The sequence below is a fragment of the Holtiella tumoricola genome (assembly GCF_027857615.1).
GTDB classification, from domain to species: domain Bacteria; phylum Bacillota; class Clostridia; order Lachnospirales; family Cellulosilyticaceae; genus Holtiella; species Holtiella tumoricola.
Window position 1 is genome coordinate 22,845 of the sequence record NZ_JAQIFT010000036.1, and the last position, 25,857, is coordinate 48,701.

General features: G+C 35.5%; 24 protein-coding genes and 1 pseudogene. 20 read left to right on the plus strand and 5 right to left on the minus strand.

What is annotated here, in order from left to right; all coding sequences use genetic code 11:
- Window positions 1-132 precede the first annotated feature (132 nt).
- The gene (locus tag PBV87_RS08245) at window positions 133-2,037 is read left to right on the plus strand and encodes an ATP-dependent DNA helicase (RefSeq protein WP_271011852.1); all 1,905 of its coding nucleotides are present in this window, start codon (window positions 133-135) and stop codon (window positions 2,035-2,037) included.
- 108 nt (window positions 2,038-2,145) lie between these two features.
- Here PBV87_RS08245 and PBV87_RS08250 read toward each other — a convergent pair whose 3' ends face one another.
- On the minus strand, window positions 2,146-2,286 hold the full coding sequence (locus PBV87_RS08250; protein ID WP_271011853.1) for a hypothetical protein: 141 nt from the start codon (window positions 2,284-2,286) through the stop codon (window positions 2,146-2,148).
- Window positions 2,287-3,232: 946 nt separating this feature from the next.
- Between PBV87_RS08250 and PBV87_RS08255 the strand changes: the two genes are divergently transcribed.
- The 15 genes and pseudogenes from PBV87_RS08255 to PBV87_RS08320 all read left to right on the plus strand — a co-directional run bounded on the left by PBV87_RS08255 (window position 3,233) and on the right by PBV87_RS08320 (window position 16,885).
- Window positions 3,233-5,227, plus strand: coding sequence for a sensor histidine kinase (locus PBV87_RS08255; protein ID WP_271011854.1), 1,995 nt, complete (start codon window positions 3,233-3,235; stop codon window positions 5,225-5,227).
- Between the two features lie 255 nt (window positions 5,228-5,482).
- A complete protein-coding gene (locus PBV87_RS08260; protein WP_053984122.1) occupies window positions 5,483-6,202 on the plus strand; it encodes a beta/alpha barrel domain-containing protein in 720 nt (239 codons plus the stop codon).
- A 192-nt stretch (window positions 6,203-6,394) separates the two neighbouring features.
- Entirely contained in the window at window positions 6,395-6,958 is a 564-nt protein-coding gene (locus PBV87_RS08265; protein WP_271011855.1) for a TetR/AcrR family transcriptional regulator, read from the plus strand.
- Window positions 6,959-7,087: 129 nt separating this feature from the next.
- Entirely contained in the window at window positions 7,088-8,068 is a 981-nt protein-coding gene (locus PBV87_RS08270) for a DUF5692 family protein (RefSeq protein ID WP_271011856.1), read from the plus strand.
- Window positions 8,069-8,095: 27 nt separating this feature from the next.
- On the plus strand, window positions 8,096-8,767 hold the full coding sequence (gene hypB, locus PBV87_RS08275) for a hydrogenase nickel incorporation protein HypB (RefSeq protein WP_271011857.1): 672 nt from the start codon (window positions 8,096-8,098) through the stop codon (window positions 8,765-8,767).
- A gap of 34 nt (window positions 8,768-8,801) precedes the next feature.
- Window positions 8,802-11,489: an FAD-dependent oxidoreductase gene (locus PBV87_RS08280; protein ID WP_271011858.1), complete on the plus strand. Its 2,688-nt coding sequence runs from the start codon at window positions 8,802-8,804 to the stop codon at window positions 11,487-11,489.
- A 33-nt stretch (window positions 11,490-11,522) separates the two neighbouring features.
- A complete protein-coding gene (locus PBV87_RS08285; RefSeq protein ID WP_271011859.1) occupies window positions 11,523-11,864 on the plus strand; it encodes a hydrogenase maturation nickel metallochaperone HypA/HybF in 342 nt (113 codons plus the stop codon).
- A gap of 98 nt (window positions 11,865-11,962) precedes the next feature.
- A pseudogene (locus tag PBV87_RS22860) lies at window positions 11,963-12,483 on the plus strand (energy-coupling factor ABC transporter permease); the annotation flags it as partial.
- Between the two features lie 153 nt (window positions 12,484-12,636).
- Window positions 12,637-12,915, plus strand: coding sequence for a PDGLE domain-containing protein (locus PBV87_RS22865; protein WP_330680364.1), 279 nt, complete (start codon window positions 12,637-12,639; stop codon window positions 12,913-12,915).
- Window positions 12,878-13,678, plus strand: coding sequence for a cobalt ECF transporter T component CbiQ (cbiQ, locus tag PBV87_RS08295; RefSeq protein ID WP_271011860.1), 801 nt, complete (start codon window positions 12,878-12,880; stop codon window positions 13,676-13,678). Before PBV87_RS22865 ends, cbiQ begins: the two co-directional genes overlap by 38 nt.
- 2 nt (window positions 13,679-13,680) lie before the next feature.
- On the plus strand, window positions 13,681-14,427 hold the full coding sequence (locus tag PBV87_RS08300; RefSeq protein ID WP_271011861.1) for an energy-coupling factor ABC transporter ATP-binding protein: 747 nt from the start codon (window positions 13,681-13,683) through the stop codon (window positions 14,425-14,427).
- A gap of 143 nt (window positions 14,428-14,570) precedes the next feature.
- Complete coding sequence (locus PBV87_RS08305) at window positions 14,571-14,765, plus strand: helix-turn-helix domain-containing protein (protein WP_053984113.1); 195 nt, start codon at window positions 14,571-14,573, stop codon at window positions 14,763-14,765.
- Window positions 14,766-14,818: 53 nt separating this feature from the next.
- Window positions 14,819-15,295, plus strand: a complete 477-nt coding sequence (locus tag PBV87_RS08310) for an LURP-one-related/scramblase family protein (protein ID WP_271011862.1) — start codon at window positions 14,819-14,821, stop codon at window positions 15,293-15,295.
- A complete protein-coding gene (locus PBV87_RS08315; RefSeq protein ID WP_271011863.1) occupies window positions 15,288-15,734 on the plus strand; it encodes a helix-turn-helix domain-containing protein in 447 nt (148 codons plus the stop codon). The genes PBV87_RS08310 and PBV87_RS08315 overlap by 8 nt, the downstream gene beginning before the upstream one ends.
- Window positions 15,735-15,841: 107 nt before the next feature.
- Window positions 15,842-16,885, plus strand: coding sequence for a hypothetical protein (locus tag PBV87_RS08320; RefSeq protein ID WP_271011864.1), 1,044 nt, complete (start codon window positions 15,842-15,844; stop codon window positions 16,883-16,885).
- Between the two features lie 20 nt (window positions 16,886-16,905).
- Here the strand turns inward: PBV87_RS08320 and PBV87_RS08325 are convergent, their stop codons facing one another.
- Entirely contained in the window at window positions 16,906-17,580 is a 675-nt protein-coding gene (locus PBV87_RS08325) for a helix-turn-helix transcriptional regulator (RefSeq protein WP_271011865.1), read from the minus strand.
- Window positions 17,581-17,845: 265 nt separating this feature from the next.
- On the opposite strand from PBV87_RS08325, the gene arfA reads away from it, so the two are divergent.
- On the plus strand, window positions 17,846-19,348 hold the full coding sequence (gene arfA, locus PBV87_RS08330; RefSeq protein WP_271011866.1) for an arabinosylfuranosidase ArfA: 1,503 nt from the start codon (window positions 17,846-17,848) through the stop codon (window positions 19,346-19,348).
- A gap of 48 nt (window positions 19,349-19,396) precedes the next feature.
- Here the strand turns inward: arfA and PBV87_RS08335 are convergent, their stop codons facing one another.
- Window positions 19,397-20,200, minus strand: a complete 804-nt coding sequence (locus PBV87_RS08335) for a helix-turn-helix transcriptional regulator (RefSeq protein ID WP_271011867.1) — start codon at window positions 20,198-20,200, stop codon at window positions 19,397-19,399.
- A gap of 117 nt (window positions 20,201-20,317) precedes the next feature.
- Between PBV87_RS08335 and PBV87_RS08340 the strand changes: the two genes are divergently transcribed.
- Window positions 20,318-21,478: a glycoside hydrolase family 27 protein gene (locus PBV87_RS08340; protein WP_271011868.1), complete on the plus strand. Its 1,161-nt coding sequence runs from the start codon at window positions 20,318-20,320 to the stop codon at window positions 21,476-21,478.
- A gap of 144 nt (window positions 21,479-21,622) precedes the next feature.
- Window positions 21,623-22,225 carry a sugar O-acetyltransferase gene (locus PBV87_RS08345; RefSeq protein WP_271011869.1) on the plus strand — a complete coding sequence of 201 codons (603 nt, stop codon included), beginning with the start codon at window positions 21,623-21,625 and terminating at the stop codon, window positions 22,223-22,225.
- Between the two features lie 97 nt (window positions 22,226-22,322).
- Here the strand turns inward: PBV87_RS08345 and PBV87_RS08350 are convergent, their stop codons facing one another.
- A complete protein-coding gene (locus PBV87_RS08350) occupies window positions 22,323-22,811 on the minus strand; it encodes a cupin domain-containing protein (protein ID WP_271011870.1) in 489 nt (162 codons plus the stop codon).
- Between the two features lie 446 nt (window positions 22,812-23,257).
- A complete protein-coding gene (locus tag PBV87_RS08355) occupies window positions 23,258-24,514 on the minus strand; it encodes a dicarboxylate/amino acid:cation symporter (RefSeq protein WP_271011871.1) in 1,257 nt (418 codons plus the stop codon).
- A 346-nt stretch (window positions 24,515-24,860) separates the two neighbouring features.
- Between PBV87_RS08355 and PBV87_RS08360 the strand changes: the two genes are divergently transcribed.
- Entirely contained in the window at window positions 24,861-25,832 is a 972-nt protein-coding gene (locus PBV87_RS08360) for a tRNA dihydrouridine synthase (protein ID WP_271011872.1), read from the plus strand.
- Window positions 25,833-25,857: the final 25 nt, after the last annotated feature.

Consider the following 25,857-nt stretch of genomic DNA (forward strand, 5'->3'; position numbering starts at 1 on the left):
TATTCATTTTGGACTATCTCTTTTTATCTTAATACATTTAATGCTTGAAGAAAGCCATAGCTATTGTTATAATGTCGGTTGGTGTTAGTGAGAGATATTAGAAATTTACGCCACCTAATAGGAGAAAAATAGATGCATGCAAAATTAAAAGTACCTTTTGAGTATTCAAATAAAAATGAGTTTCATGAGAAGTTAATCGAATGGATTGGCGATGTTTTATACGATATATTACCTGAACATGGGTATGAAGTAAGGGATGAACAAATCTTTACGGCGTTTCAAATTGGAGATGCTTTTTGTGAGCAAAAAGTACATTTAGCTGAAGCTGGGCTTGGAACAGGTAAGACCTTTGCTTATTTATTATCAGCTATTCCTCATGCTAGATTTACAGGTAAGCCTGTTGTGATTTCTTGTGCATCACCTGCTTTGCAAGAGCAGCTTGCAGCCGAGAGTGGTGACATTCATAAATTATCTAAGCTACTTGGTTTGGAAGTAGATGCTAGAATGGCAAAAGACCCAAGACAGTATGTATGTGATGTCCGTGCAAATGAAAGTATAGAAGACTTTGGTGAAGTACCAGATGAAGTGGAAGAATGGGTAAAAAAAACAACAAGAGGGGAACGTTCAGAAATACCAACGGTTACAGATAAGGTATGGAAGAAAATCTCTTGGAATGAAACCATGTCTTGTGAGAGTTGTCAAAATCGTGGCTATTGTAAGTTAGTACGTGCAAGAGAGTACTATAGAGCGACACAAGACTTAATTATTGTAGACCATGAAACCTTTTTCCATGATTTATGGACAAGAGAAGAAAAAATAGCAAATGGACATATGCCGATTTTACCAGAGTATTCAGCTGTTATTTTTGATGAAGGTCACAAAATCATGTTGCCAGCGGCTATGCAAGCGGGTCAACAATTAATTAAAGAAGAAATAGAAGCAATGATTGCGTCTTTAGAAGATATACAAGGTGCTAGAGATGCACTGCATACAACAACAGCGGCCCTTGAGGAAGCATTAGATGATTTCTTTGAAATTGCACAGGAGTCAGTTGTTACTGGAGAAAACAAAGGAAGACTGACAGTTGAAATCAATGATGCATTATTAAGGGCGGCCAGTGTTTTACGTGCAGGACTTGATCAGGTGCTTATGGAGCTACAAATTGAACAAGAACTTTATTTAGAGTCTATACCTACAAGTTTACTAGAAGGCTACGAAGGACAAATGGAAAATGCCATTCGTGGACTTGCTCAATTAGGTAAAAATAAAGGTCAAGATGCAATTGCTTGGATTGAGCAAAGAGACGATAGTTTTTGTGTAGTACCAAGAGACTTAACAAAGATGCTTGATAAGGCATTATATTCAAAACCTTTACCAGCTATTTTTAGTTCTGCAACATTAAGTAATGAAGGCGACTTTGATTACTTTATTCGTATGATGGGATTAAAATCACCATCAAAATCTACCATTGGAAGTCCTTTCAATATGGAAGAGCAAGTACGTATTGCTTTTGTACCAACGCTTGAAAATCGTATGGAACAACTGATCACTGTACTTAAAAATAATGGAGGGCGTGCACTTATACTCACACGTTCATTAAGTGAGGTAGGTAAAATACGTCAGTACCTTAAAGGAGAGGCATTACCTTTTGAAGTTTTATATGAAGATGAAGGTGATCGTGGTCATCTAGTAAGAAGATTTAAAGAAGAAGAGACCTCTGTATTAGTTGGTTCAGATTTTTGGGAAGGTATTGATGTGCCAGGGGATGCCTTAACATTAGTTGTTATTTGGCAGCTACCATTTCCAAAGTTAGACCCATTAATAGAAGCACAACGAAAAGCAGCAAAAGAACAGGGATTAGATCCTGTTGTTACTGTGGATTATCCTGAAATGGGACTTCAACTTAAACAAGGTTGTGGAAGGCTTATTCGAACAGAGGAAGATAAAGGACAAATTATCTTTATGGATGAAGTACTAGGTACACCATGGGAAAAGATAGTTAGAGGTGCATTACCTAAAGACGCTATTATTGAATAGTAAATAAATAACACAAGTCTATAAATAAGCATAAAAGAGCAGTAGAATCTATTGAAAACATAGATTCTACTGCTCTTTTGTCTATCTTTATTATCCTCTCAAAAATCCCTACATAAGTGTAATAGCAGGAATGTGACGTACTGAATTATAGGTAGCTACAAGGTTGCAGACTTGTTTAAGTGAAAGAACGGGTAGACTATAAGGATTCGGCGTAAGTAGTTGGGATTGAATAGGCAGTTGTATGGTCAAAAGATTTCATCTCTTTGTATAAAATGTATTATAAAAGCACAATAAGCTACCCTAAGAACAGTCTTTTCCTCCCTGTGCATTACACAAAGACTGGGCTTAAGGTGGCTTATTGGTTTGTGGCAAGGATTATAACGTGTAAGTAACTTCCTAGAGTTGTCCTTAGCGTATGTACTAAGTTAGGCTACCGTTAGTGAAGTCTTATTGGACTTACCAGGTTACAGCAAGCTGCATTGGTGTTCCCGCAGTGAAAGGGATCCCTAATTGGATTTATCATGCTAAGGTCCCAAAGGCCAGCTGCTTGTACGCTGGATTTACCTCATACGTTCCTAAGGGTTAGGGTGCTTAGAGGTTATGCAAAGGATTTTGAAGGCGGAAGTCATTATTTAGTTATAAGTATGACCAGCATCCTGTGGTTGCCACCACCTACAGGTCTGGTGTTCTAAGAAGAGTCAACACATTAAGTCTAGGGAGGAGGAGTACTTAAGTAACTTGCTCATCTTAGGGAAGGTATCTTAGATTCAAGGGGCCTAGGACTTGTCCCATTAGATACCGTATAAGGCATTTTATTTATGCCTTATACTTATACATACTCCGCAGGACAACTAAATTCGTCGTATTTGTAATAGAAAAATTAAAATTAGTAAAAAGTTATAGATTTAAAAGTGTTTTATTGTGTAATTTTCCTGAATGTATAAGGTCTTGATATCATGATGAATGATCGGTTAAATCGTGTATTAGACCGACAGAAACAAATGAAATAGCACGAAATAAAACTTTTAATAAAATCCGTTGTTCCTTATAAAAGGAGCAGCGGATTTTATTAATCAAGTGGTCTTATGATAATTCTTGCCATTCAAGAAAAAATAATTTAGTATGGATAGTATATAAAAATATATAATGGTATAAAAAGTTTCGATTGATAAAGACTAAAGGGGATTTAGAGACAATGAAAAGAGGCAAAAAGCGGATACGACTAGTGCTCACGATGCTAGTATGTGTAATGGTTATATCAACGGGAGTATGGGCAAGGGGAATCAACTACACTTCAGCATTTAATATTTTAATTATTAATTCTTATCAGATTGGTCATCACTGGGAAGAATATGTCATGGAAGGTTTCAAGCAAGCTGCTAATGAATATGGGGAAAGTAATATCAATATAAAAATAGAGTATTTTGATTTTAGAAATAGGAACGATGAAGAATATGTTACGAGCTTCCTAGAACTAATTGAGAAAAAATATCCTCATGGTAGTGTAGATGCGATTTATACTATAGATGATGAAGCTTTTTCTGTTATTTCACCAGAAATAACTAATAGTAATAGTGAATTGTATCATGTCCCTTTATTTTTTAGTGGTGTAGATGCCAATATTACTTTTACACAAGAAGAGGAACAGTACATAACAGGTATTTACCAAAGAGATGTGACACTAGAATGCTTTAATCTAATTTTGCAAATAGATGATACGATTGATCAGATTAATATCATTACAGAAAGTTCAGGATTTGGAGATAACCTTATTGAAAAAGCAACCAATATTATTGAATCACATTTAGAAAATGAGATTGTACTCAATGTGATTCAAAGTGATTATATTGAAGATGTTGTTTTCCAACTACAAGCATTGCAGACGGCTACAAAAGATACAAAGGCTAATGAAATAATCCTTTTAGGTGGAGAGTTTCAAGATAAGGATACTGGGGTTTTTCTAGATCCTAAGGAATCTGTGGAAATTATGAAAAAATATTCCCCTTGGCCTATTTATAGTAATGATCCTACTTATCTTACAGCTGGTATTTTAGGAGGATGTATGGATATTGGGCAACTACAGGGAGAAGAAATATTTAATACAATGAAACGGGTGATAGAAGGAGAAACTATTGCAGCTATAGAAAGTAAATTTGCCCCCTCTCCAAAGTGGCTTTTAAAATATAATGCAATCTATGAGTATAATATTGATCTTAATAATATACCTAGAAAATGTACCATTATAGATAAAAAGCCTTATCAATTCCTTTTGCCACGTTATATGAAGTCAATTTTTTGTGTTATAGGGGGCTTTATATTGCTTTTTATTTTCTTTTTAATAGCCTATTTAATTTATGCTTTTAAAGAAATTAGAAGACAAAAAAGAGAAGCACAGTTAGGTATAGAAAGAGAAAATATGCAAACAGACTTTTTGGTAAATATTAGCCATGAGTTAAGAACGCCTATCAATATTATACTAGCAGCTGTTAGTGTAATGAAGTTACAGTTAGATGAAACAGATAAAAAATGGAGCAAAAAGCAGTTGGAAGAAAAACTTCATACCATTACACAAAATGCTTACCGTCTCTTAAAGTTGTCTAATAATATTATCGATATTTCAAAAATAGAATCAGGTAAACTCACTGTCAATATGCAAAATTATAATATTGTAGATATTGTAGAAGATATATTTAGTGAGACCATTGATTATGCCAGCAAGAAAGATATAAAAATGATTTTTGATACACATGAAGAAGAGATCATGATTACAGTGGACCGAGAGCTGATTCAACGTATTGTGCTGAATCTTTTATCTAATGCGATCAAATTCACACCTTCAGGTGGAACAATTTGTGCAACTGTCAAAAAAGAGAAAAAATATGTTGTTATAGAGGTAGAAGACACAGGTATGGGTATTCCAAAAGAACGACTAGAAACAATTTTTCATCGCTTTTATCAAGTGGATAATTCCTTGACACGCGTTAATGAGGGTAGTGGCATAGGATTATGTATTGTAAAGGAATTAGTTGCCTTACATGATGGGAAGATAGAAGTAACCAGTGAGCTAGGAAAAGGGACAAGCATTCAAGTGTTTTTACCAGACAGATATGATGCTAACCAGAAGGAGATGAGTTGTCAAACATGTCTTAATACCACTGTAAATACAGAAATGTCGGATGTCGTTAAGTAAAGAGATATAATTTTTTGAGAAAATGCCAACCCTAATCAAATTAAGGTTGGCATTTTATTTTGCTAATAGATGTTTAAACAAAAAATTAACTTAGTTTTTATATTAATTTTACGAATAAGAGATAAAATACTATTAGAGATATGTGAGAAACAATGGAAAAATGTGTTATAATAGGATATATTTTAAGGAGTGACTGCCTTTAATTTGATGCGATAGAATCTATGACAATATTTTTACTTGAAAAGGAGACGCGCCATGGAAAACAAAAAAATACCTAGTAAATATGTACCTGAAGTCACAAGCAATCTTAGAAAAAACTTTGTAAAAGTACCTGAAGAAATAGCAGATTGTAGCGGTATTCGTATATTTGGTAAGCGTATTAAGTCCTTCATCTTTACAACAGATGTTGCAATTATAAAAAATACAAATGCAGATGCAGTTATTGCCGTGTATCCTTTTACACCACATCCAGCGATTACGCAAGCTATTTTATCTGTTTCAGATATACCTGTTATATGTGGTGTAGGTGGTGGATTAACACATGGAACCAGGTCTGCTAATATTGCACTACACGCGGAGTTTCAAGGTGCAATAGGTGTGGTATTAAATGCACCAGCCCCTAATGAAACCATCCAACATGTAAAAGAGCAAATAGACATTCCTGTTATAATAACCGTAGTAAGTGAACTTACGGATATAGGAGAAAAACTTGAAGCAGGCGCTGATATTATTAATGTAAGTGGAGGTGCGGCTACTGTACGTATCGTAGAAAAAATACGTAAAGAATATCCAGATATTCCTATTATTGCGACAGGTGGTCCGAATAAAGAAAGTATCTTGCAAACTATTCGCGCAGGTGCAAACTGTATTACATATACGCCACCTACTAACAGCGAACTCTTTAAAGAGAAGATGAAATTATATAGAGAGCTTGAAAATGATAAGTTTTACGGAGAAAATGAAAATAAAGAATAAATAAAGTAATGCTAAGGTGCATGAATTACAGACGATCTTGTAATCCATGCATCTTTTTTTATAGGAACTTAAAAGAGAGTATGCAGTTTTAGAAGAGATAACGTCAGAATATAATGATGGCTAGGTTGTAAGCCGATAGAAACAATGCTATGCTAAAAATAACTATTCATTTTTGTAAGGGGAGAAAACAAAATGAAGCAAAGTGCTAAGAATGTAATCATTAAGTCGTATAAAGAGTTATTAAACAAAAAATCTATTGATAAGCTGACGGTAAAAGAACTTTGTGAATACTGTGGTGTGAACAGGCAAACCTTTTATAATCATTTTACAGATATTATGGATATCTTTAAGTTCATTTTCTTTGAAGAACTTTCTGTAGAAATTGCTCAAAATAGAACTTTTGAAACCTGGAGTGCCGGTTTTCTAACAACCATGTATTATTTAAAGAGAAATTCTAAGATGATTTTACATGTTTATCATTCTTCTTATTGGCCAGAAGCAAGTACATATATTAGAAATCTTTCAAGAGCACTTTTAGAAGAAGTTGTAGACGAGTGTGAGAAAAAGTTAAATGTAACATTACAAGAGGCGGATCGAAGCTTTATTGTCAATTTTTATATTCATGTCTTTAATGGGCTCATGATTGATTGGGTCAGCGAAGGGATGAAAGAAGAACCAGAAAAGATGCTAGAAAGACTACTCATCATGATTACAGGGAGTATTCCAAGATCAGTAGATGCATTTATAAAAAAATAGAAGAGTAAAAGAAAAGGAAAGTGTTCAAAGTCGACACTTTCCTTTTTCTGTCTATTGTGTATTAGTTTGAATAAAAAGTAAAATTAGAGTATAAAGTATGTTGCTTTTTTAACAATTGGAGGTGTAGTGATGTTCGTTTTTAACTATGAACAGGGTGCAACAAGTTTAGGTGTTTGGGGAGTTTGGCTAATTGTCTTTTTAATGCTATTTGGCCTAAATGAGCTGACGCGTCGGAACAAATATATAGGTTTTTGTAGTTTTGTCGTTCTACCTATTATCCTTTCAATCCTTTGGTTCACTGTATTAAGTGATACAACCTATACAGATTGGTTTCATTTAGCAAAGGTTTATTCTGCTACAGCTGGGTGTATCGGGTTTTGGTGTATTAGACATGTGAAATGGAAAAGTAAAGTATCAGGGCTTGAGTGTCGTCTAGCAGATAAAAAGTGGATATTATGTTTTCCACCACTTATTTTAGCAATTAATATTATGGAGGCTGTTGTACGTGACCTTCAAGTAGGGATGCAATATGCAGGGGGCGGCTATTTAGCTGATGAAGCCATGTATGTGTTAGGTGGACCTTGGAACTATATGAATGCACTTGCAGGCATATTAAACATTATTACCATTACAGGTTGGTTTGGCATTTGCATTAGAAAAGCATCTAGTAAGGATAAGAGCCAAGATATGCTATGGCCAGATATGTTATGGTTCTGGATTATCGCTTATGATCTATGGAACTTTGCTTATACATATAACTGTCTCCCAGGTCATGCTTGGTACTGTGGTTTTGCACTCTTATTAGCACCAACAGTATGTGCATTTACAGTAGGCAAAGGGGCTTGGCTTCAACATCGTGCACATACGTTAGCCTTATGGTGTATGTTTGCACAGACTTTCCCAGCATTTATTGATCAAGGTAAGTTTGCGGTTGCTTCATCTTATAATGAAACACCACTCTTTGTATTTAGTTTGGCTGCTTTAGTTGCCAATGTGCTTGTACTGATTTATATGATTAATAAATCTATTAAGAGAAAGAAAAGCCCATATCGTAATGAGCTTTATGTAGATTTAAAGGGCTATCAAGACGTTAAATCACTTTCAAATTAAAAGTCAAAAGAGAAAGAGGAGATAAAGATGGAATCATTTAAAATCATGGAAATTAAACAAAGTATTTTTGAGGACAATGACCAACAAGCAAACCAACTTAGAGAAGGTTTAAAAGCAGAAAAAACTTTTCTACTTAATTTAATGTCTTCACCAGGAGCAGGCAAGACAACAACGCTTGTTAAAACCTTAGAAATCTTAAAAAATGAAATGGGTTTAGGGATTTTAGAAGCAGATATTGATTCAGATGTGGATGCACATTCTATATCTAAAACAGGCGTAAAGGTGATTCAATTACATACAGGAGGCATGTGCCATTTAGATGCAGATATGACAAAACAAGGACTTTTAGGACTTGGAACAGAGGATGTAGATTGTGCAATCTTAGAAAATGTAGGGAACTTAGTATGCCCAGCAGAGTTTGACACAGGTGCTTCTAAAAATGCAATGATTTTGAGCGTACCTGAAGGGGATGATAAACCCTTAAAATATCCATTAATGTTCTCTATTGTAGATGTATTATTGATAAACAAAATAGATGTACTCCCTTATTTTGATTTTGATATTGAGGCTGTAAAGGAACGTGTAAAGAAATTAAATCCTAATATTCGGGTGATTCCAATCTCTGCAAGAACAGGTGAAGGGATTGAGGAGTGGGCCAACTGGCTGCGTACGCAAGTGAAGCTATGGAATGAAAAATAGTTAATCATAGGATTTTAATTAAGGAGGGGTAGGGATGGTAAAGAAAAAGGTATTAGAACTTGCCAATAAAATTGGAGCAGGGATTACTGCAGGACTTATCAAGGTTAAGCCAACAGATCCAGAGTACAAAATTTTAGAGCCTGTAGTGACTGATGAAATGGCAGAAGTGGCATTGCATTTAGAAATTCGTAAACCTAAGAGGTTAGAGGAAGTTGTAGCTAAATGTAAAAGGCCAGCAGATGAGGTTGAGAAGATTTTACTACAACTAGCAGAAGATGGCGTGATTAAAGTTGAAAAAGAAGAGGGCGTAGATACCTATTTTCTTGAACTCTTTGTTCCAGGTGTTATGGAATATATGGTTGCAAATAGAAAAAATGTTGAGAAGTACCCTATTATTGCAGAATGCTTCGAAGAGTATACGAGGAAATTAGGGCCATTAGTAGCAGGTAATCTTCCAGTAGGTATGGGTGTTATGCGTGTTATCCCTATTGAAAGTGCCATTGAAGGGGACACAAGACGTGCTTCTTACGAAGAGATTAGCTATTTACTTCATAAACATGATAAATTCTCTGTAGCAGACTGTGCGTGTCGTACGTCTATGCGTGTTAAAGGAGAAGGATGTGGCCATACCGTTGAAGAAATGTGTATTCAGCTTGGTCCAGCAGCTGAATATTATGTACGTACAGGTAAAGGAAGGGAGATTACAAGAGAGGAAGCCATTGCTATTTGTGAGCAAGCTGAAAAGGAAGGCTTAATGCATCAAATACCTAACTTATCAGGGCCAGGCGAAGCACTAGCCATTTGTAACTGCTGTGGATGTTCATGTTTTGGACTTAGAAATACCAATCTTTTTAGAAATCCTGATTTTTCTAGGTCCAATTATGTGGTGCAAGTAGATCGAGATAAATGTGTTGCTTGTGGGGCATGTGTAGAGAACTGTCCTGCCAATGCACTGACATTAGGCGAAAATTTATGTACCAAGAAGCCGGTAGCACCTCCTAAAGAAAAAGAAACACCTTATGATACTAAGTGGGGAGAAGATAAGTGGAATCCGGATTATCGCCATCGCCAAATGGTAGATGAAGTGGGCACCAGTCCTTGTAAGTCGAACTGTCCCGCACATATAGCTGTTCAAGGTTATATTAAGATGGCCTCACAAGGCAGATATAAAGAAGCTCTTGAGTTAATCAAGAAGGAGAATCCACTTCCAGCTATATGTGGACGTATATGCCCAAGAAAATGTGAATCAGCATGTACAAGGGGAGATATTGATGAACCTCTTGCAGTTGATGAAATCAAGAAGTTTATTGCAGAACAAGACTTAAAGGCAGAGCATCGGTTTGTACCAGAGAAGATGAAAATAAGAACAGAAAAAGTAGCTGTTATTGGTGCTGGTCCAGCTGGCCTTTCTTGTGCATACTTCTTAGCTGTACAGGGCTATCAAGTAACAGTGTTTGAAAAAGAAAAGAAATTAGGCGGCATGCTCACACTAGGCATACCATCCTTTAGATTAGAAAAAAATGTTGTAGAGGCAGAAATCGATGTACTAAGAGAATTAGGTGTTGAATTTAAAACAGGTATTGAAATAGGTAAGGATATTACTTTATCTCATCTTAGAAATGTTGGTTATAAGGCATTTTATATTGCAACAGGCGCATGTGCAGGTAGAAAATTAGGTATTGAAGGTGAAGAAGCTTCTGGTGTGCAAACAGGTGTAGATTTCCTTAAAGCAGTCAGCTTAGAAGAAGATGTGAAGCTTGAAGGGGAAGTCGTAGTAATAGGTGGCGGTAACGTTGCAATCGATGTGGCACGAACAGCCCAGCGTATGGGTGCTGGTACAGTTGAAATGTATTGTCTAGAAAAACGTGAAGAGATGCCAGCCCTTGATGAAGAAATAGATGAAGCCTTAGCTGAGGATATTGTTATCTATAATGCTTGGGGACCTAAACGAATTTTAGTAGAAGAGGGGCGCGTTGTAGGTATAGAGTTGAAACGATGCTTATCTACCCTTGATGCAACAGGAAGATTTAATCCAAAGTATGATGAAAAAGAAATCAAGGTTGTTAAAGCGAACCATATACTTGTGTCAGTAGGTCAAAGTATGGCATGGGGAGAACTGTTAAAAGGATCTAAGATGGTATTAAATCCGAACAAAACCCTTAAATCCGATCCACTTACCTTCCAAACAAGTGAAGGTGACGTCTTTGCAGGTGGCGATGCTGTAACGGGACCAAGATTTGCAATAGATGCCATTGCACTTGGAAAACAAGGTGCTATTTCTATCCAGCGCTATTTGCAAGGAGATAATATTGCAATCGGTCGCGAGCGTGAATATCATGAACTTGATAAAGAAAATGTAAACTTTAAGAGCTATGACCGTGTGCCAAGACAACATGCAAGTCATGTTTCAGGTAGCCAGTCTAAAGAAACCTTTAAAGATTTACGTAAAACTTTCACCGAAGAACAAGTGAAAAAGGAAACAGAGCGTTGCCTAGGTTGTGGTGCAGTTGTTGCCGACCACTATCAATGTGTAGGATGCGGTATATGTACTACAAAATGTAAGTTTGATGCCATTTCATTGGTAAGAAAATATGATAGTTCGGGCTTACCACTAGATGAAATGAAACCAGCAGTGATCAAACATGCGATTAAACGCCAAGGTAGAATTATAAGTAAAAAGGTTAAATCTGTTTTTGTGAAAAAAGATAATCAGGATAAATAGTTCTATGAACCTACTTAAAAGAGGTGAATCAATGTGCATGAAATAGGCATTATGATTGAGATCGTTAAGACAGTAGAAAAGTTTGCACATCAAAATCATTTAAAACAAATGGATACGCTAGTATTACAAATAGGAGAGCTTTCTTCTACCATTCCTAGATATATTGAGGCATGCTATCCTATGGCAGTTGAAGGCACGTTACTTCAGGATACAACTTTGAAGATAGAGGTTATACCAGGAAATGGTCTTTGTAGAACATGTCATAAAGTATTTAATTTGCTTGAGCATGCAAGGATCTGTCCAGAATGCGGTAGTCAACAATGGGAACTGTTATCTGGAAAAGAATTTATGATTAAAGAGATAATCGCTTGTTAAAGGCTAAAGTTAGGTGAGATAAGAGAAAAGAAAGACTAGGGGAGGGATAAAAAATGCATATGGCAGATGCGCTGGTATCAACGGCAGTAGCAGGAACGATGTATGCTTGTACAGCAGGGGTTGCAATACACTCTGTTAGAACCATTGATAGAGAACAGGACACTAAAAAAATACCTATAATGGGCGTAATGGGGGCTTTTGTATTTGCAGCCCAGATGATTAACTTTTCCATTCCAGGAACAGGTTCGAGTGGACATTTATCAGGAGCAATGATGTTGACCATCTTATTAGGACCTCAGGGGGCTTTTTAACCCTATTAGGTGTATTGCTCATTCAAGCACTTTTGTTTGCAGATGGAGGCCTCTTAGTATTAGGAGCAAATGTCTGGAATATGGCTTTTTATGGTTGTTTCTTAGGCTATTATTGCATATGGAAACCGATCATGAAAGGAGGTGTAACCCGTAAGAAAATATGGATAGGTTCTTTGCTTGGCTCAGTGATTGCCTTACAGCTAGGGGCTTTTAGTGTAACGGTGATGACCACACTTTCAGGTATTACGTCTCTTCCTTTTACTGCATTTGTTACAGCCATGCAACCTATTCATCTTGCTATTGGTTTAGTTGAGGGTGTCATTACAGGGGCTATCATTTCTTTCGTTTATGAGGTAAGACCAGAACTTATAAAAGGTGCTTCACTAGAGAGCAAAAGCAACCTGTTTTCTTTTAAGAAAACTCTGATTATCTTTGGTATTGCAGCACTTTTTATAGGTGGTATCCTTTCATATGCGGCTTCTTCACATCCAGATGGACTAGAATGGTCCATTGAACAACTTACAGGAGAAACAGAACTCTTAGAGCAAGAGGGAGGGTTACATGGAATAAGTGGTCGTATACAAGAGAAATGTTCTATATTGCCAGACTATGGATTTAAAAATAGTGAAAGTGTAGCAGGAACCTCTTTTGCAGGCATTAGTGGTGCGGTTATGGTCTTACTTATTTGTGGTGGAACCTGTCATGTCATTACAAGACGAAAAGGAAAAATCAATGAGTAAACTAGAGTCTGCATTACAAGAACTCTATAGAATGGATAGATTAACACATAGAAACCACTGGATGAATCAGCTTCATCCAGTGGTTAAACTTATTGTGACAATCGGTTATATGATCAGTGTTGTATCCACCCCTAAATATGATTTAGTAAGGCTCATCTATTTTATGAGCTATCCCGTTGTCATGTTTGCACTGAGTCAGCTATCTTTATGGAAGGCAATAAAACGTATGAAGTTGGTCTTTCCTTTTCTCTTGATCATGGGGATTTTTAATCCCTTCTTTGAGCGTCAACCGATAGGGCAAGTAGGGCATATCGTTATCACTCTAGGGATGGTATCCATGCTCACCTTAATGTTAGAAGGCTTACTCTGTATACTTGCATCTTATCTTTTAATTGCAACCACATCGATAGAGGCGATTGGTTATGGGTTGTACCGATTAAAAGTACCTTCTATTATAGTGACTCAGTTCTTGATGACCTATCGCTATATCAATGTATTGCTTAAAGAGATGAAATGCATGAGTGAGTCTTATGCCATGCGCGCACCAAGGCAAAAAGGCATACATTTTCGTGTTTGGGGTGTATTTTGCGGTCAACTTTTAATACAGACGATTGACCGAGCAGAGCAGGTGTATGAAAGTATGACCCTTAGAGGGTACCAAGGTCAATATGATCCTATAGAGGAAAGACATTATTCAAAAAGAGATGTACTTTATTTAGTAGTATGCTTAAGTGTATTTTTTATCTTATGGAGGATGACGTAGCAATGAGCCCATTTCAAATGGCATTCAAAGAGGTAAGTTTTAATTATCAACAAAGTGAACCGATACTAAAACGTATTAGTTTTTCTACAAGTAAAGGGGAGTCGATAGGAATTGTAGGCGCAAATGGAGTCGGTAAATCCACCTTACTTCGATTATTAGTAGGTCTTGAAACACCTAAAGAGGGAGAAATAATCATTGAAGGGATGAAAGTGGAAAAGGCCAACTTAATGAAGATGAGACAAAAGGTTGGCTATATCTTTCAAGATTCAGAAAGCCAATTGTTTATGAACAATGTGTATGAAGAACTTGCCTTTGGACCACGTAACTATGGATATGGTCAGGAACAAGTAAAAGCTCAGGTAGAAGAAGCATTGAATGCAGTTGGCATGATGCATTTAAAAGATAAGCCTATTTATACCCTTTCAGGTGGAGAAAAGAAATTGGTTGCCATAGCCACCATATTAGCCATGAAGTCACAGATCATTCTAATGGATGAACCAACCATCGCATTAGACCCTAGAAATCGTAGGCATCTGATTGAATTATTAAATGGATTTGAGCAAACTAAACTCATTACTTCTCATGATTTAGATATGTTATTAGAAACGTGTGAGCGTATTATTTTATTAGGCGATGGGGAAATAGTAAAAGATGGTACAGCCAGGGAAGTATTGATGGATCAGGTGCTACTGGAGCAATGCGGACTAGAACTTCCTTTGTGTATGCAAAATATAAAACTAAAAGCATAGAAGACATAATAGAAAGAGAGTACCACTTTTCTTAGAAGGAATAAGGGTGCTCTCTTTCTATGGTGTTGTAGACTTATAAAAAGAATGATATGCTAGGGATAGAAAATGAATAGTTTATAGGCTAGAAATAAGGAGCAAAATGAATGCACGATAAAATGAATGAACTGATGAAAGAATATTATGTTACATTTGAGGAATTAGCAATAAGACTAGGTGTAAGTAAACAGACACTCACTAGAAAGTTTAAAGGAACAACAGACTGGACTTACCCAGAAATGATGTTACTCACACAAATCTTTAATATAGAAGACCCACAGGACTTTTTCTTTAAAGGGTAATAAAGACTCAGAGTAGAACTTATAATTTATATTATTAAAAGGGGAGATAGACTATGAAAATGCTTTTTAAACAACGTTTTTTCTCATGGTTAGATAGCTATGATATTTATGGAGAAGATGGAAGAACGTTATATACAGTTAAAGGGAAAATGGCATGGGGCCATTGCCTAGAAGTTTATGATGCAAGTGGAGCACATATAGCAACCTTAAAGGAAGAAGTACTCACTTGGATGCCAAGATTTCGTATGTACTTAGGGGGTGTACATGTTGGGGATATTAAAAAAGAGTTTACCTTTTTTAAACCTTCTTTTGTTTTAGAATGTAATGGGTGGAAAGTAGCAGGAAATTTCCTAGAATGGGATTATGAAATTACTGAAGACAATGGGAGTGCCATCGCATGGGTATCCAAACAGTTTTTCAATTTTACCGATACCTATTCCATCGAGGTGGCTAACCAAGAACATGCACTTATGAGTCTTATGATCGTTCTTGCAATTGATGCAGCCAAATGCTCAGGAGGGAATGCATAGACTCATGTATACCCTTAATGATTTAGCTTTAATGACCATGCTTTCAACAAGAACCCTTCGTACGTATATTAAGAAGGGTCTATTGCAAGGAACTAAAAGACAAACGGGATGGTTATTTACAGAAATGGATCTAGAGCATTTTTTTGAGGAGCCTTATATTAAAGAAAGTATAGAGATTAAAAAAAGAGCCTTAATCAATGACTTTGTAGAAGGCAACAATCCTGGTTGTGCATGTATGATTTATGATTATAGGTGTGAGAATGAAAGTCAAGCACAAGAGCTATGTGACAAGCTTATCTGTAAAATAAATGTTTTAAAAGGCAGAAACATAAGATTTTCTTTTGCTTATCATAAAAAGAGCAAAATAGGAAGAGTGATCTTGCAAGGTGAAGCCCGTGTCGTTTCTAAGCTTATGAACCAATGTATCATGGAAGAATAGGTATGAAAAACTCGCTTCTTTTCAAATTGAGTGTAGCCAGTAACAGGCTATATAATGAAAGTAGGAAAGGAGAGGGAAAGCCTATGAGAGCACTCTACGAGGAAGTTATGAGACGATTAGAAACTATTGATTTTTCTATATTATGGGAGGGATTTAAGCCTTATCCTTTTGCACTTTATACTTCTACAGAAGTCTGTTTAGAGGATAAGGTGATTCCATGGGATACACGCTTTATGGGATGTACAGCTATAAGCTATGAAGGCAGTTATCTGGCTATATGGAATGTAGAAATGGATGGCGTAGAAGAGAATGTTGCCAATAGGGATCAACTTGTCATGGGGATTGTACATGAAATGTTTCATGCCTTTCAACAGGAGAACAATGAAAAAAGATTTCCTATGGATTTAGTAGGGCTGAATTACCCAGATGATGAGCGAAATTATGGCTTAAAATATGTAGAAAATCAAATTTTAGCGAGAGCATGTCGAGAAGAAAGTAAGCAAGTAAAGCAAGAACTCTTCAGTCAGTTCTACAGTATACGTAAAGAACGTGAGCGTATACTAGGAGATATAATAACCTATGAGTATAGACTTGAAACAGTTGAAGGCATAGCAGAATATGTTGGTCTGCTGGCATTAAAGCAACTGGATAAAGATCAATATGAAGAGAGATTAGAGGACTATTGCAAAAAGCTTGAAACGTATAATGCCTTACAACAGGATATAAGGCGTATAAGTTACTTTTGCGGGCCAGTGATTTTGACCATTGCCAAGGCATGTGACCTTTCTTTTTGGCATGTACTAAAAGATGAAGGAAGACCTGTATTTCAAATAATAGGTGACAAGGTACAGTCTGAAGAAAGCGTATCCGTAGGCTATGATGAAATGCTGATTCAAGAAGTAGTCAAAGAAAATCGCTTAGCAAAGAGCTATCAGATAGACGCTTTCTTTAAGGAAAAAGCAAGAGAGGCCATTGAAGGTAGATATGCTATAAGCGGCTATGATCCTATGAATATGTTCAAATTAGGCAATCAAGTGTACTGTAAAAATTTTATTTGTGTAACACCCCTAGGCAAGGAGGAAAGTATGATGCTTATGGGTCCTATTGTTCTAGAAATGGATCAAGATGAAGTGAAAAAAATCTATAAATAAAAAGTGCCATAGACTTAGGTTTATGGTACTTTTTTATTTTTTGTATAGTCACTGGGGGCACAACCACATATTTGTTTAAAGTACCTAGAAAAATGATAAATATTATTAAAGCCAGAAGCTTGTGAGACTTGTTTAATTTGCATAGCTTCATTAGTAAGAAGATACTTAGCACGATCTATTCTTGCATGAATAAGGTCTGATTTTGGCGTTGTTTTAAATAAGGCATGATAATAGGTATAAAGCTGACTTTTTTCTAAGTTAACAAACTCACACATGCGTTGTATGCTCCAATCTTCTTCACAAGAAGAAATAAGGTGGAGTCTAAGTTGATCAAAAAGGGCAAGTAGGTCTGTATTTTGGGTAAGTGGATGGTGTTGCTTATAGAGGCTTCTTGTAAGGGTTATAAAAAGTTGGTGGCAATAAGATTCACACATACGGTGACTATGTAAGGATTGCATACAAAATTCATAATGAATTTTCTTCAAGAACCAGTTGATTTCTTCAATTTCTTCAGGATAAAAGATTTGGTTAGTAGGGATAGCGTATTCAGATAAAAAGTCAGGATGATACTTAAAATGGATAAAGCTATTAAAAAATTCTTTTTCTGCGGTATAGTGTTGGGTATAACCTGGAGCATAGAGAATACATGCACCTGGACTTGCTAGACGTTCCTTATGGTCAAAGTAAAAATGCATAGGGGATAAGATAAGGAGAAACAAAAATTCCCCATTCCCCTTAGGACGATAAATCGTATCACAATCTAAATTTTTGGTATGATAGCCGGTAACGGTTAGATCAAACAAAAAGTCATCTCCTCTATTATAAAATGAAGTAGTTCTTATTATTCATTATATAAATATCGGAAGAAAAATCAAATAATGTGGAAGAAAAAATATTTGTTTATTAGACTATGCGTGATAAATTGAAGATAGAGAAGATGATGAATAGAGGAGGTATAAAATGAAAAAGGCGAATATTTGTGTGGATAGAGAATTTATTGTGGGTGATGTAGATCAAAGGATCTACGGTTCTTTTATTGAACATTTGGGAAGAGCAGTTTATGAGGGTATTTACCAACCAGGAAACCCTTTAGCAGATGAAAGAGGATTACGTCAAGATGTTGCGAAGCTTATTCGTGAAATAGGAGTGCCGATCGTACGTTATCCAGGGGGGAACTTTGTATCAGGCTATCACTGGGAAGATGGTGTGGGACCAAAAGCCGAAAGACCACAAAAGTTAGATTTAGCATGGAGCGTCGTTGAGACTAATCAGTTTGGTCTGAATGAGTTTATGGATTGGACCAAAGAAGTGGGTACAGAAGCCATGATGGCGGTTAATTTGGGGACTAGAGGCGTAGAAGATGCAAAAAATATTATAGAATATTGCAATATTAAAGAAGGGTCTTATTATAGTGATTTAAGAGTTCAACATGGTTACAAGGATCCACATAATATTAAGCTTTGGTGCTTAGGCAATGAGATGGATGGACCATGGCAAATGGGACACAAAACCGCTAAGGAATATGGTAGACTTGCAGCAGAAACAGGACGTATTATGAGAATGGTCGATTCAAATATTGAGCTAGTAGCTTGTGGAAGCTCTAGTTTGTATATGGATACTTTTGCACAGTGGGAGGAAACTGTACTAGATGAGGCCTATGACCAAGTGGATTATATATCTCTTCATCAGTATTATGGCAATCATGACAATGATACTAAAAACTTCTTAGCATCTTCTGTGGCAATGGATGAGTTTATTCGTTCAGTTGTCTCAATTTGTGATTACGTTAAGGTGAAGAAAAGAAGTCATAAACAAATTAATCTTTCCTTTGATGAATGGAATGTATGGTATCATTCTAATGAGCAGGATAAGCAATTAGAAAAGTGGGTAAAAGTACCACACCAGTTAGAAGATATTTATAATTTTGAAGATGCCTTATTAGTAGGGAGCATGCTGATTACTTTACTTAAATATTGTGATCGTGTAAAAATAGCTTGCTTAGCACAATTAGTCAATGTAATCGCACCTATTATGACTTCAGATAGTGGGGCGTGGAAACAAACCATTTTCTATCCTTATATGCATACAAGTGTATTTGGAAGAGGAAAAGTGCTACATACTTTAGTAAAAAGTCCAATTTATGAAAGTAAACATGGGGATGCACCTTATTTAGATGCTGTTTTAATTGAAAATGAAGAAGAGGAAACCTTAACTTTATTTGCTGTAAATAAGTCTTTAGATGAACCTATGGAAGTTAAATGTGAACTGAGACAGTTTAAAGAGTATAGCGTTGTTGAACATCAAGTACTCTACCATGAGGATCTAAAAGCAGAAAATACCCAGGCACATCCAAATAATGTCGTACCTTATGGAAATGGGAATGGAAAATTAGAAAATGGCGTGCTTGAAACAGTCCTTTCTAAAACAAGTTGGAATGTAATCCGCATGAAAAAGAGACATTAATAAAAATGTAAAAAAGAGGGGACTGTTGCATGAAGGCAACGGGCCCCTTTAGTGTTTCTGCTTATATTGAAGAGGTGAATAGCCATAGACCTTTTTGAAAGTCTGTGAAAAATAAGCTTGAGAGGAAAAGCCAAGTTGCTCACTAATCTGCGCAATAGAATAATTTTGTTGTAAATACTGTTTGCTAGACTCTAGCTTCATATTAATAAAAAAGGTATTCACGCCTTGATCTGTATATTTCTTAAAAATATTTTTTAAGGTGGTATTACATACACAGCATGCAGTAGCTATTTCTGTAATGGAGCAGTTCTTATGTAGATTATTTTTCATATAAGTAACAGCTTTGTTATAGATAAGCGTTTCTTTTTGAGTAGAATGAGGCAGTGTAATCTGCTCTTTAATGATACGAGAAGTAAAAACTTCAAGTAACTTTTTAAATGAAAAAGGCGCTATATCAACGGTATCACTAGAAATATTATGGACCGCCTTAAATTGCTTAAAGTCTGAAATTAATAAGTGGAAAAGTGTTAAGTTTTCATCACTTAAAGAAAATATTTGCGGGGTACCCCAAAAAGGGAGATCTGCACTACTAAAGTGAATGACAATAAGTTCTACGGTAGGGTCTTTGGTCACACGGTTACGATGAAATACATTAGGTTCACCTATAAAGACCTGATTTTGGTGAAGGGTGAAGATGGTATCATCATAAGTCACTTCAAGTTCACCTTTTAAAACCACATTGATTTCCCAACAGTCATGTCTATGTCCATGAAAAATATGAGTGTGATCAAAAAAGTAGTGATTAAAATATTGAATTTGAGTAATGGAAAAATCATTAATAAAGGCATGCATAAAAGAACCTCTTTTTTGGCTAATATTATAAATTTTGTAGCTAATAATATATATAAATTGTGATTTTTAAGTTTTATAATTTAATTATAAATAAAAACGCAACGAAAGGAAACTATTATGTGTGACTTAAAAAAAGAAAAAAAATATACTAAACGCTTAACACCGCTTATGGGATGGTCTTCATGGAATCATTACCATGTAGATATTTGTGAAGATTTGTTTAAAAGACAAATTGATGCATTAGTTGAGACAGGACTTGCAGATGTAGGTTATACCTATTTTAATATCGATGATGGCTTCTTTGGAGGACGTGATGAAAAGGGAATGATTAAACCACATCCTGTACGTTTTCCAAATGGTATGAAAGTGATTGCAGATTATGCCCATGCTAAAGGATTAAAGGCAGGGATTTACTCTGATGGTGGAGACAATACATGTGCCCATGTTTGGGATAATCCAGATGGTAATAGTGATGGGGTAGGCGTTGGCTTATATGGTTATGATGAACAAGATCTTAGAATGTACCTCATTGATTGGGGATATGACTTTATAAAAGTTGACTGGTGTGGTGGACAAAGAATGAAGCTTGATGAAAAGACACGCTACACTGAAATTGGAAATATTATCGAGAAAATTAGAGAAGAAGAGCAAAGAAACATTATTTATAATGTATGTAGATGGGAGTTCCCAGGAGAATGGGTAGTTGATGTGGCAGATTCTTGGAGAGTATCAGGGGATATTGGATTAGACTTCGCCAGCGTCTTAAGACAAATTGATGATGTTAAACCACTTGCTAAGTACCACGGACCTGGGCATATTAATGACCTAGATATGCTACAAGTAGGTAGAGGGTTAAGCTATGAAGAAGATAAGACGCATTTTGCAATGTGGTGTATGATGTCTACAACCCTTATGCTTGGAAATGATTTAACAACCATATCAGACGAAACACTCTCTATCATAAAAAATACAGAGCTTATTGCCATTAATCAAGACCCAGCATGTTTACAAGCAAGAGTTGAAGGCGTACAAGGTCATGTAGAGATTTGGGTAAAAGACTTAGAAGGTGAGCACTCAAATAAAAAAGCCATTGCTTTATTAAACCGAGGTGAAACAGAAGCAGAAGTGACAGTACGTTGGAGGGAATTAGGACTAGAAGGTTCTATAAAGATAAGAGATCTTTGGGAACATTGCGATATAGAAGCAGAGGATACATTGACAATAAGTATCCCAGCACATGGAACTGCTGTTTATAAAGTAACAGCATCTATAGATTAAATTTAAATGCCTATCTCATTCATAAACAATGAGGTGGGCTTATTGTTTAGAGAGAATGAGTGTGATATTCTAAAATTAGAGTGAAATTTTTGTATATAATTTAAAAATAGATTACTTATACTGACTATTTAGAAGGAGAAAGTTATGACCACTAAAGAAAGAATGCAAAGTCAAAAAGTATATTTTTGTGATGATGAAAGCTTAGCAGCAGAACAAACACAATGTTTAGAAAAACTTTATGATTTCAACCATACACGTCCTTCAGAAGGAGAGAAGCGTACGAGCTTATTAAAGGAACTTTTAGCTGAGGTAGGTGAGAACTGCTACATCGAACCACCTCTTCATACCAACTGGGGACGTTATACCCATCTAGGCAATAATGTTTATGCGAATTTTAATTTAACTTTAGTAGATGATACAGATATTTATATTGGGGATTATGTAATGATCGGGCCTAATGTAACCATTGCAACTGCAGGACATCCTGTTGATCCTGAGCTAAGAATGAAGGTAGCTCAATTTAATATTCCTGTTAGAATCGGAAATAATGTTTGGATAGGTGCAGGGGCTGTTGTTTTACCTGGAGTAACCATTGGAGACAATACAGTGATTGGTGCAGGAAGTGTTGTTACGAAAGATATTCCAGCTAATGTAGTTGCAGTAGGGAATCCCTGCCGTGTACTTAGAGAAATTAATGAGCATGATAAAGAATACTACTACAAAAATATGAAGATAGATATTAAATAATTTGCATAAATAAATAGGTCGTGTGAGAATACAAAAAGAGCGATAGAACTCTTAGAAATTGAGAGTCTATCGTTCTTTTATTTATTTATTTATTTATTTATTTATTTTGTTGTTCAGCTGCTTCAGCATCCGCTTTTGTCTCATGAACAGTACCAAAAGGATGCTGTATAGGAGCATAAATAGAGTAGAGTTTAAGCGGTTTTGAACCAATATTAATAAGATTATGCCATTTGCCGGCAGGGATAACAAAGGCGTAGTCAGCAGATACCGTTTGTTGGAAACTAGGTGTATCTTTGGTATCTCCCATCATGACAAGTCCTTTGCCATCTTCAATACGTATAAATTGGTCGGTATCAGGATGCATTTCTAAACCAATATCTTCTCCAGGAAGAAGGCTCATTAAAGTAAGTTGCAAATGATTGCCCGTCCAGAGTGCTGTACGGAATGTATTATTACCTTTTGTAAGTTGTTCAATGTTAACTGCAAAAGGATAAGGACCATAATCTTGAATTTGTTGTGTTGTATTAGAAGGATACTGACGCGTTCTATATGGATTTTGATATGAATTTTGTTTAAAGTAGCTCATTGGTGAACTCCTTTCATAAGTTGGTATTATTTACTATATTCAAGTGACAGGTGATGAGTGCTATTACCTTTATAAAGAAATAGCTTAAAAGTAGAAAATAAGAAAATGAAAAAAATTTAATGAAAAAGTCAAAGGGGTATGCCTTTTCAGAGTAATCCATCTATATAACCTGTATATCCTCATAGCCCTAATGCCTGTTTTCAAAGTGCTTATGCTCTAGGTAGCTACTAGTTATATTCATTGATAATGCCATAAAATATAATGACAAAGAAGTGGTTAAAATAGATATTAAAGCTTATTGATATTAGCAAAAAATAAGACTATGTATTAAAGATAACGGGATAGGCATAGATGAAGAAGAAATTCAAAATCCCCTCTACAATTCATATCAAGTAATGAGTTGTAGAGGGGATTTGATATTTTAGAGCATATATAGCTTTAAGCTATTAGTTGTTGTAAATATTTTCGTCCAGTTCTTTTTCGCCTTTAGCAATAAGAAGTGTACAAACATTGTCACCAGCTACATTAATAGCTGTACGGAACATATCAATAATACGGTCAACACCCATAATGAGTGCAATGCCTTCGATTGGTAAGTTGACAGATGCAAGAACCATAGTGAGCATAATCATACCAACACCTGGTACACCAGCAGTACCAATAGATGCAAGAACAGCTGATAAGATAACCATAATATAGTCGCTAAAACCTAGTTGAATCCCATAGATTTGAGCAATAAACATAACGGAGATCCCTTGCATAATAGCTGTACCATCCATATTAATAGTTGCACCTAATGGAAGTGTAAAGGCGCTTATCTTTCTTGAAACACCAAAAGACTTTTCTGAGTGCTCTAGTGACATAGGAAGTGCAGCACTGGAAGAAGCTGTTGATAAACAGATGTTGAAGATTGGCATGAATTTTTTTAGGAAAACACTTGGACGTAATTTTCCTATGAAGAATAGCATACCCATATAAACCACGAAAAGTTGTAATGCTAACCCTAACAATACAGTTAAGACGTATTTAATAAGTGGCATAAGTGCAGAAAGACCAAAGTTTGCAAATGTTGTTGCAAGTAATGCAAAGACCCCATAAGGTGCAAATTTCATAATGATTTGTACTAATTTCAAAAAGACTTCATTAGCAGCTTCAAAAAGTGTAAGAAGTGGTTTTGCTTTTTCGCCGACCATTGTGATACTAAGACCAAGAAGAATAGCAAAGAAAATTACACCTAATATATTACCTTCAGTGAAGGCTGAGAAAATATTGGTTGGAATCATATTTAATAATGTATCAATGAAGTTAACTTGTGTAGAAGTTGTAGAGACAGTAACTTCATTAGCCTGTAAAAGTGCAAGGTCAACACCTGACCCGGGTTGTAAGATTCCCCCTATAAATAAAGCTAAAATAATAGCAAGGGCAGTTGTTAATGTATAAAAAATAAATGTTCGACTACCAATACGTCCGATCTTTTTTAAGTCATCTAAAGAAGCTGTTGCATAGACGATAGAAACAAACACTAAAGGAACAACAATAAGCTTAATTGCATTTAAAAAGCCTGTTCCAAATAATTTTAATAGGCCATTTAACAAGAGGGTTTGGGTAAACCAATTTGTTGGCATATTTGAAAGTATAATTCCAAATGCTGTACCTAAAAGTAAAGCGATTAAAGTTTTAGAAGTTAATGATAATTTTTTCATATGTAACCTCTCCTTATAAAAAAATTGTGATGAATGAAAGTTGATTTGATACATAATAAATTAACATAAATAGAAACAAAATGCAATTTAAAAATAAAAAAAATTATTTTACAGAATATTTAAAAATAAAAATATTGAATTTTAAATAGTGTTATTTAATAAAAATCATAAATGGTAACGTTTTTTGTATAGATGTCTTTTTAAGGATAATATAAAGATGATGAAAGAAAAAATAAAAGCTGCATCATTTTGGTGAAGCTAGATATAAGAATCACTTTGATGTATAATGACATATAGAAATGATGATATAAGATAGACAACGAGAATGAAGGAGCTAATAGATCAAATGAAGTTTTATTTTGCACCACTAGAAGGCGTTACGGGGTATATTTATAGAAATGCTCATGCCGCTTTCTTTAATAACGCTGATAAATATTTTACCCCGTTTTTATCCCCTAACCAGCATGGACGTTTTTCATCTAAGGAAATCAATGATATTTTGCCAGAACATAATGAGAAAATTGTAGCTATTCCGCAAATTTTGACCAATAATGCTCAAGATTTCATTAGAACAGCTAAGCAACTTAAAGCTTATGGCTATGATGAGATTAATCTCAATTTAGGCTGTCCTTCGGGAACAGTTGTAGCAAAAGGAAAAGGTTCAGGATTCCTTGCTAATCCAGAGGTATTAGAAGTATTTCTAGATCAGATTTTTGAAGAAGCTGTGACTAAAATTTCTATAAAAACAAGAATAGGCAAGGATATTCCAGAAGAGTTTGATAGGCTTATGGAATTGTTTAATAAATATCCCATGGAAGAACTTATTATTCATCCTAGAGTACAGAAGGATTATTATAAAAATACACCTAATATGGATGCTTTTAAGAAAGGATTAGAGCAAAGTAGACATGAGATCTGTTACAATGGAGATATCTTTACTACTAAAGATTATGAGCAGTTTAATCATGCTTTTAAGGATGTAGAGATGATGATGTTAGGTAGAGGGCTTATTGCAAATCCAGGGCTTATAGGTCATATTACAGAACAACGCGCTTTGGATAAAGAGGTCTTAAGAGCATTCCATGACAAGCTTTATATGGACTATCAAAGTGTGCTTTCTGGTGATCGCAATGTACTTTTCAAGATGAAGGAAGTATGGTTCTATATGATTCACATGTTTTCTGATTGTGAAAAGTATGCGAAGAAGATTAGAAAGGCACAACGCTTTGGTGAATATGAAATAGCTGTATCCAACTTATTTAAAGAGCAAGATATCGTAAAGGATGCTGGCTTATTTTCTTCAAAAGAAAGTGTATAATTATACAATAAAAAGGCTTGGAGAA